The organism is Leisingera sp. ANG-Vp (assembly GCF_000813725.1).
Classification (GTDB): Bacteria; Pseudomonadota; Alphaproteobacteria; order Rhodobacterales; family Rhodobacteraceae; genus Leisingera.
Genome location: NZ_JWLD01000010.1, coordinates 49,515 through 57,300 on the forward strand (window position 1 = coordinate 49,515; position 7,786 = coordinate 57,300).

6 protein-coding genes are annotated in these 7,786 nt (G+C 60.1%); 5 read left to right on the forward strand and 1 reads right to left on the reverse strand.

What is annotated here, in order from left to right; all coding sequences use genetic code 11:
* Window position 1: 1 nt before the first annotated feature.
* On the forward strand, window positions 2-3,178 hold the full coding sequence (locus tag RA20_RS04940) for a conjugal transfer protein TraG N-terminal domain-containing protein (RefSeq protein ID WP_039125230.1): 3,177 nt from the start codon (window positions 2-4) through the stop codon (window positions 3,176-3,178).
* Window positions 3,179-3,180: 2 nt separating this feature from the next.
* Here RA20_RS04940 and RA20_RS04945 read toward each other — a convergent pair whose 3' ends face one another.
* Window positions 3,181-3,411 carry a hypothetical protein gene (locus RA20_RS04945; RefSeq protein ID WP_039125232.1) on the reverse strand — a complete coding sequence of 77 codons (231 nt, stop codon included), beginning with the start codon at window positions 3,409-3,411 and terminating at the stop codon, window positions 3,181-3,183.
* Window positions 3,412-3,504: 93 nt separating this feature from the next.
* Between RA20_RS04945 and RA20_RS04950 the strand changes: the two genes are divergently transcribed.
* The 4 genes from RA20_RS04950 to RA20_RS04965 all read left to right on the forward strand — a co-directional run.
* The gene (locus tag RA20_RS04950; protein WP_039125234.1) at window positions 3,505-4,245 is read left to right on the forward strand and encodes a DsbA family protein; all 741 of its coding nucleotides are present in this window, start codon (window positions 3,505-3,507) and stop codon (window positions 4,243-4,245) included.
* A 148-nt stretch (window positions 4,246-4,393) separates the two neighbouring features.
* Window positions 4,394-4,882 (forward strand): hypothetical protein, encoded by a 489-nt coding sequence (locus RA20_RS04955; protein ID WP_152618440.1) that lies wholly within the window; start codon window positions 4,394-4,396, stop codon window positions 4,880-4,882.
* A 41-nt stretch (window positions 4,883-4,923) separates the two neighbouring features.
* Window positions 4,924-5,358 (forward strand): hypothetical protein, encoded by a 435-nt coding sequence (locus tag RA20_RS04960; protein WP_039125238.1) that lies wholly within the window; start codon window positions 4,924-4,926, stop codon window positions 5,356-5,358.
* Between the two features lie 260 nt (window positions 5,359-5,618).
* Window positions 5,619-7,786: type IV secretion system DNA-binding domain-containing protein (locus RA20_RS04965; protein WP_082017913.1), on the forward strand; the 2,168-nt coding region annotated here is incomplete at its 3' end.

The following is a 7,786-nucleotide window of genomic DNA, read 5'->3' on the forward strand; positions in this document are numbered from 1 at the left end:
AATGCCCGAACTCGAAATCCACACTGTTGGCGGCGGCTACTATCTCTACTACGTCTTCAATTACCTTGCGGCATTCACCGGTTCTGCGAACTTCAGCACGCTCCTTTATGGCGCCCTGGCTGCGGGTGTCCTGGTCGCCAGTTTCCAGCTGGCACTGTTCGGAGCCGCGCGGCAGGCGCTGACTTACTTTATCGGCGTCATCTTGTTGGTCACCGTCAGCCTTGGCCCCAAAGCGCGGGTGATCATCATGGATTCCACCGTGCCGCTTGGCATCTATGGAACCGTGGATAATGTGCCGTGGTCCGTAGCCTGGGTGGGGTCTCTCACATCGAGGGCGGGCGCATCGCTAACCGATGTGATGGAAACACTGCTCGCCGCTCCCGACAACCTGACTTACCAGAAGTCGGGAATGCTGTTTGGCTCCACCATTTTGAGCCAGGCCACACGCTGGCGTGCGGTTACACCTGTTGTTCAGGAATCTCTCGTGAATTTCATGGAAAACTGCATGGTCGATGGCTCGAACATCGGCATTGTCGATGTGGGCGAATTGGGGCGGACAGGCCATCTCGCAAACTACATCGCCGCCAACCTCCCGCAGTCTCTGGCCTATTACGACCCGGTTCTGGGAGAAACCACCACCTGCGCCGAAGGCTGGCCGCAGCTCTACACCCGCATCAATACTGAAGTTCAAAACGTTCTCTATCAGAAGGCCGCTGCGAAAGACCAAAGTCACTTTACAAGCGACCCCAATGCTTCGGCCCTGGATATGCGGCGGACGCTCTACCAGTTTCAGAATTTCATCGGCATGACCGCGCCCGGTGCCCTGAACACCATCCGGCAAAGCATGATGGTCAATTCTCTGGACGGTGCGGTCCAGCGGCTGATTGCGTCTTCCGGCAACAACGCTGCCATGACCTCGTATCAGGCGGCCCGGACAGAAGCGCAGACCTCTGCCAGCTATTCCGCTGTGGGGATCACCGCGCTGAAATGGGTGCCGCTCCTGAAAATCGTCTTTGAAACGATCTATTACGCGGCCTTCCCGCTGGCGATGGTCATGATGATGACGCCTTTGATTTGGACCGTCATGAAAGGCTACTTCGGCGGCTTCCTTTGGCTGGCCGCCTGGGATCCGCTGTCAGCAATCCTGCATTCCATCCTCATGCACTCCAGCTCCGGTTACTACCGCGAGGCAATGGGTTCCTACAGCAATGGTGCTCTCGACTATTCCCTGACCTTCGCCAACCACCTTGGCGTGCGTGCTGTGGAGCAGGATGTCGGCACCATGGCCGGCTACCTGATGATGTCGGTTCCCTTCATTTCCACCGTGATCCTGTTCGGCGCGAGCCGCATGGCAGGCCTTGCAACCTCGATGCTGAACGTGGGGCAGGGGGCGGCCATTGAATCAGGCCGCGAAGCTGCCACCGGAAACATTTCCCTCGCCAACGCCAGCTTGAACAACTTTGCCGCCAACAAATGGAACACCTCTGCCGTGCATGATGCCGGGGCATCCACCGTGCGGATGGCAAACGGCGCGATGCGGACAGTCAATGCGGATGGTTCTGTGACCTTTGCCACCGGCACAGCCCAATCGACCAGCGGCATGTCGGCTCGGGTGGGCCAGACCATCCGGGAGGAAGTGTCAGACCGGAAAGAGGCAGCAATCCGAAATGCTACTTCGCTGCGTGAAGAGTGGAGCACTGCACTCAACCAAACCGCTGCCAACTATGCGAATTTCTGGCGCACGCTCTCGGAGGGAACGTCTGTCGCCAATGATCGCAGCACATCTGACAGCGTGCGCCAGAGCCGTGAGGCCCGGGAAGCACATACCGCTGTCGAGAACTTCGCAAAGGAACACGGCATTTCGGTTGATGCTGCCTATAAGGTGGCCTTGTCAGCAGGTACCCCGGGTGGATCTGTCCTTGGAGCACAAGGCAGTGTCAATGGTACGGGTCTCGACAGTGACGCTTACCGCCGCGCTGTCTCTGCAGCCCGCGACTCTGGCCTGACGGAAACTGTTTCCAAGTACGGTGATGCGGTAAACGCGCTCCGGGCCAGCCAGCACAGCAGCTTGACCAATACGGAAGACGGCGGAAACCGCTGGAGCGTTGAAGATGTACAGCGCAAGGGCGAGAGTTATGCGGAAGCCCGCGAGGAAGCTGAAACCCTGTCCTCTGCGGAAAGCAATCTATATTCGCACGGCATCAGCTATGACGGTCAGCTGACCGACGCGGTTATTAGCGAATGGCGCGAGGCTGGGTACAGTGATCAGCAGATCTCCGGGTTCCTCAACCCGAAATCCACCTCTGGTGTGAAGGCCCAAGAGGCCGCCGTGGAGTCGGTCCTGCCCAGCCTGCTTCAGGAACTTGGTTTGGACAGGCCAAATCCGGATTTAGCACAGGCCCACACGCTCACCCGCCCGGATCCCCAGATCACGGAGCAACCGCTGCCTTCAAATGGAATGGATCATCGCGCAAATTACGGCAGCGCCGTCGCAGCCCATGGCACCGTAAGGGAAGCTCTCCAGGATCGCCGGGAAGATCTGTCAGGGCAGGCGATTTCGAGAGCCAGTGAAAACGAGCGGGCTGTGGTTGATGGCCAGGACTTCGGAGTTGTTCCGGGCGCTATCGTCAAAGTCGGCACAACCGCCATGGACGTGGCAGACAGCGCAATGGATGCAGTAGGCGGGATTTCCTCAGCAATCAAGGGCACGCCGCAACTTTCAAATTATGACCGGGACGTAATGATCCGGACGATCGCTGGAGAAGCCGGGCGGGAAAGTGATGCAGGTCAGGCAGCTGTGGCTCATGTCATCATGAACCGTGTTGCGGATCCTCGCTGGGGCGACAACCCGGCTGAGGTCAGCCTGCAGCTAAAGCAGTTCTCCGCCTGGAACATCGGGGTTGGCGGAAACAACCTGCCAACAAAACTCGAAGAAGGCAGCGAGGAATACGAGCGGATCGGCCGGATTGTCGATGGGGTCGCCGCCGGGCAGATAGCCGACGTGACTGGCGGGGCCACACATTACTATTCACCCAAAGGCATGGCAGCTCATGTTGCCGCCGGAGAGCAAAGCAATCTGGTGCCCACCTGGCTTGGCAGAGAGTCAGAGGCTCGCGGACACCAGAACGTGCAGATTGGCGGCCACATCTTCACCGGTCTCAGGAGGGAAAGCGAATGATGCTAGTGCCGATGGTTGTAGTCCGAGTATTCGCCATGCAGCCCCCGCGAGTCGATCAAATCAGGCTCGGGGTCGTAGGTTCCATCGCTGTTCCGAAGCAGCCAGACGACAAACCAAACAGTCCCAGCCAGGCCATAGCCCAGGAACAGGCCCTGAAACGGGCTGAAGGTCAGCAGAACAAAGCCCACGGCGTAGGCGATTTCTTTCCAGAATTTCGTCATCAGGCGTCGCATAGGACTTCTCCCTTAGGGCGAACAAGCATAGCAAAACACTCTTAAACAGGCAATGAAACCGCCGCAATTTGAAGAACGGAAAGGAAACGAGCAATGATTTTGAGCAACAAACCATGGCGCAAGGCAGTTTTGGCGGCAGCAGTGGGTCTCACCATGACCACGGCCCCTGCTGCCGCTGAAACGCTGCAGACCGATGCAGAGTTTGATAAGCGCGTGCGTGACGTGCTTCTGCGCAATCCGGACATCATCCTGGAAGTGTTTGCGCTGCTTGAAGCAAAGGAAGAAGCCGCCAAAGCCGTGAAAGATCAGGAGCTGATCGCCAAAGTAGCGGGCGAGCTGTTTGAAGGGCTCGATCCGGAAAAGCCGATCCTGGTGGAGTTTCAGGACTACAACTGCGGCTATTGCCGCCGGGCGCATCCGGTTGTTGCATCGCTGAAGGATACCATGCCGGACCTGCAGCTGGTGCTCATGGAAACCCCTGTCCTGGGTAAGGAATCGACCTTCACCGCCAAGGCGGCGCTAGCGCTGAAAGCGCTTAAGGGCGTGGAAGCCTACCGCGATTTCTCCGATGCGATGATGTCGGTCCAGGGCAAGGCCAATGCCACCACCACGATCCGGACACTGATCGAGCTGGGGCATAACGCGGAAGAAATCACGGCGGCGGTTCAAGCGGGTGTTGGCGCCGAAGATCTCAAAAAGGCAAAACGCCTGGCAGCGGCACTCGGCGCCACCGGCACTCCGTATTTTGTCGGCCCCGGCGGCATCATCCGCGGCGCGGCCCCGGCGGATCGCCTTCAGGCCATCACCTCCGCAGCTGGAACCGGCTCACACTGAAGAAGGGGTTAGCGGCGGGCCATGGCGGCAATACCACAAGCAGGATGAGGCCCACAGCCGGGCATTCACAGCCCACCACTGGCGGACACGTTACGCAAAAAGGCTCACGAGTAAAGGCGGGCCGCAGAGTCCGGGAAAGGAATTTTCAATGAAGACAATTAAGCGAGCAGTTGCAGTTGCGGGCCTGATGGGACTGGCGGGGTGCATGGGAAACACGTCCCAGACCTCGGCCAGCATCATGGGTTTGCAGTCTATCGCAGGCGTCCAGCGCGCGGCCCAGGCCCAGCCCTCGGAAAAGGATCTCGCCATGAGCTGCAGCGAGGTACAGACCGAGTTGGACACGCTTTATGCGCGCAGCGAGGCAATCAACAAGGCAGAACGGAAACGGGAGCGCAAAGCCAACTTGACCGGCGGCCTCATGGAGGCGGGCCTTTCTGTCCTCGGCGCCGGTGCTATTGCCAACGCGGGATCCGCCCAAGCCATTTCCAATGTGGGCACCGCTACCGCTGTAGCCGGCACCGCCGCCAGCGGCGTGCGCGGATCCGGCGGCCCGGACGCCCAGACCTACAATTCGGCGCTGGCGATCGCAGAACGCAGCGCGCTCCTGGAGCGCGTTAAACTCGCCAACGGCTGCTGAAACTTCCCCAAGATTTCCCCGGAACACAGGACACCACGAGTATGAAACTCAAGCACTTTATCCCCGCAATCTTCGCCGCAACGGCGCTTTCCGGCTGCCTGAATGACGGCTCCGTACCGGACAAGCACGCAATCACCTTCGAGAAACCCGTTCCGGAGGGCGGGCCGTCCAAGGCACAGAGCATGGCGGCCCTGCAGCAATGGCTGGTTGCAAATGTCCCGGATGGCAGCACCGCCAAAGATGTGAGCGTGGGACCGGTCCGCTATGCGGCCGTCCTGTGGCCGTTCCCGGAAACGGATTTCTTCGTCTGCGCCCGCTTCACCGCCAAGAACCGCTTCGGAACCTATGAGCCGCCGCAAAACGCTCTGATGACCATGCGCGTCTATGATGCCGCCAAGGGCTGGGAACCGGCTCTGGTCAAGGGCGTGGAGCATGATGCGTACCGGCAATACTGCATCGGTCAGCCGCACGCTTAGCAAGCGGAATCCAGGTCAGATAACCTGATTTATTTAACATAAATCCGATTATGACGCAGAGCGCTCGCAGCGCGGCCCAGGGGACATCCGGGCCGCGGCACCCCGGCTATTGCCGTTTAGAAACAACAATTTGCGAAGTGCCGCGGGTGTCCCGAGCTACCGGAAGCTCGCGTTGCAACGAAACGAGGGAATACGTCATGGGCAACAGAGGACACACTCAGCTTGTCAGAGGCGGCCAGACAACACAACATTGGACCCGCATGGCAACACAGGTGCTCAAGTACAGCACCTCAATGGCCGCCGCCGCCTTCACCATCACATTTCTGGTCCTGGTCGCCCTGAATTACGAGCTGGAAAAGGTACGGCTTACCGGCATCTACTGGATTGCCGAATTCAATGTCGAACAGCGCGGCACTGAAGACAGGAAACTGAAGTTTGCGGATCTTGACGGGCAGCGCGTGAAGCGCACCGCTGGACAGATCTATGCAGACCCCGATTTACGCAAGGTCTATGAGCTTTACGCGGCCAATGCCTGGCGCTTCCTCTATTTCTCACTTCTGCCCGCTGCCGCAGCATTCGCCATCACATTCGCTGTCTTCGCAATGGTCGGCCGGTCGCTGAAGGAGGAAGAGCATATCCGGGGCGCCCGCCTGGTTACGGCCAAGGAGCTGAAAGCCTGGTCCAAGCGGAAATGGCGCGACTACGAAAAGCGCTTTGGCAAAGGTTCGAAGACCGGCCCCCGCTACACGCTGGCCGGGATCGAGTTCCCTCCCAATGCTGTAGAGGCACAGATCGGCATTACCGGCACCGTCGGTGTTGGCAAGACCAACGCCATGCACGAGCTGCTGAACACCATCCGCGCGGCAGGCGGCCGGGCCATCATCTATGACCGTATGGGCGGCCTGCTGCGGGACCACTACGACCCGGAACAGGACATCATCCTCAATCCCTTCGATGAGCGTTCTGCGGGCTGGTCTCCCTTCAACGAGGTGGTTTCACCGGAAGGGTTCGCGCAGATCGCCGAGGTGATGATCCCGGATCAGCAAGGCGCCATGGACAGTTTCTGGACCCAATCCGCCCGGCTGGTCTTTCAGTACGCCGCCCGCGAGCTGGCAAAGGCCGGAAAGACCACCAACGCAGATCTCCGCAAGGCCATAATGAACATTCCCTCCGAGGAGCTGGGCAAGCTGGTGGCAGCGACACCCGGCGCGCATTTCTTCGGAGAGCATGTTGCCAAAACTTCCGGCTCGATCCGCGCCAACATGATCACCGAGCTGCGGTTTCTGGAATACCTGCGCGATGATGCCGAACCTTTCTCGATCCGGGATTGGATTGTGCAGGACCGGCCCGGCTTTGTGTTTCTGACCGGCAACGCGGAGCAGTCTGCAGCGGTGCGCAACATCGTCTCAACCGTCTTTGAGGTGGCCGCCAACGCACTGATGACAACCGAGGAAAGCCGCGACCCCAAGGTCTGGTTCTTCCTGGATGAGGTGCCGACCCTCAACAAGATGCCCTTCCTGCCCAAGAGCCTTGCGGAAATCCGGCAGTTCGGCGGCGCCTTCGTCGTCGGCTACCAGGTGTTTTCCCAGCTGGAAGACATCTATGGCGGCAAGGCGGCTGAGACAATTTCCGGCGTCCTGAACAACCGAGTTGTCTTCAACACCCCTGACTACAACACGGCGCAACGCTCTTCCCGTTCGCTCGGTGAAGAGGATGTGATCGAGCAGCAGGAAAACATCACCCTGGGCGCGCATGACACCCGCGACGGTGTGGGTATTGTCGGCCGCCGCACCCAGCGCGCGATTGTCACCCCAGCGGAAATCCAGTCCCTGCCCCAGTTCGTGGCCTATTTCCGCCCGGCCTATGACGCCCCCACCGCCAGAGTGCGCTTTGAGCCAGTACCGACCACGGCCACCGCAGAAAAGTTCATCCCCTATAAGGGCAGCGGCTTCGATGCGGGTGGAATGCAGGTTGCCGCCTTGAACGTGGAGATCAAAGAGGGCGAGGCTGCGGAAGAGGGCTTCGCAGCCCTGAAGCCCGAGGACCAGAAGGCTGAATTTTTCCGCTTCCTGGACCGCGTGCGCCCTGAAAGTGCGGCTCTGATCGAAGATCCCGCCAGCATCTCGGAACGGGATTGGTACTGGCAGCACTTTGCCACAGCCCGGGTGCGCGGCCGCGATGTGAAAGAGATCGGCCCGCCGGATCCCTATGCAGGCTTTGTCAGCAACGGCACTGCCAAGGCCCGTGAAACCGCCGCGCTCCCCTACCCCGGCACCGCGCCGGCGCGGTCTGACCCGGAAACGGCACCGGAGGATCCGGCCCAAGCAGCGGATACGGCGGCCGAAACCGTCAGCCCCCCCCCCCCCCCCCCCGCCCGCCCCCCCCCCGCCGCTGGCCCCACCCCGCCCGACAGGGACAACACCCCACG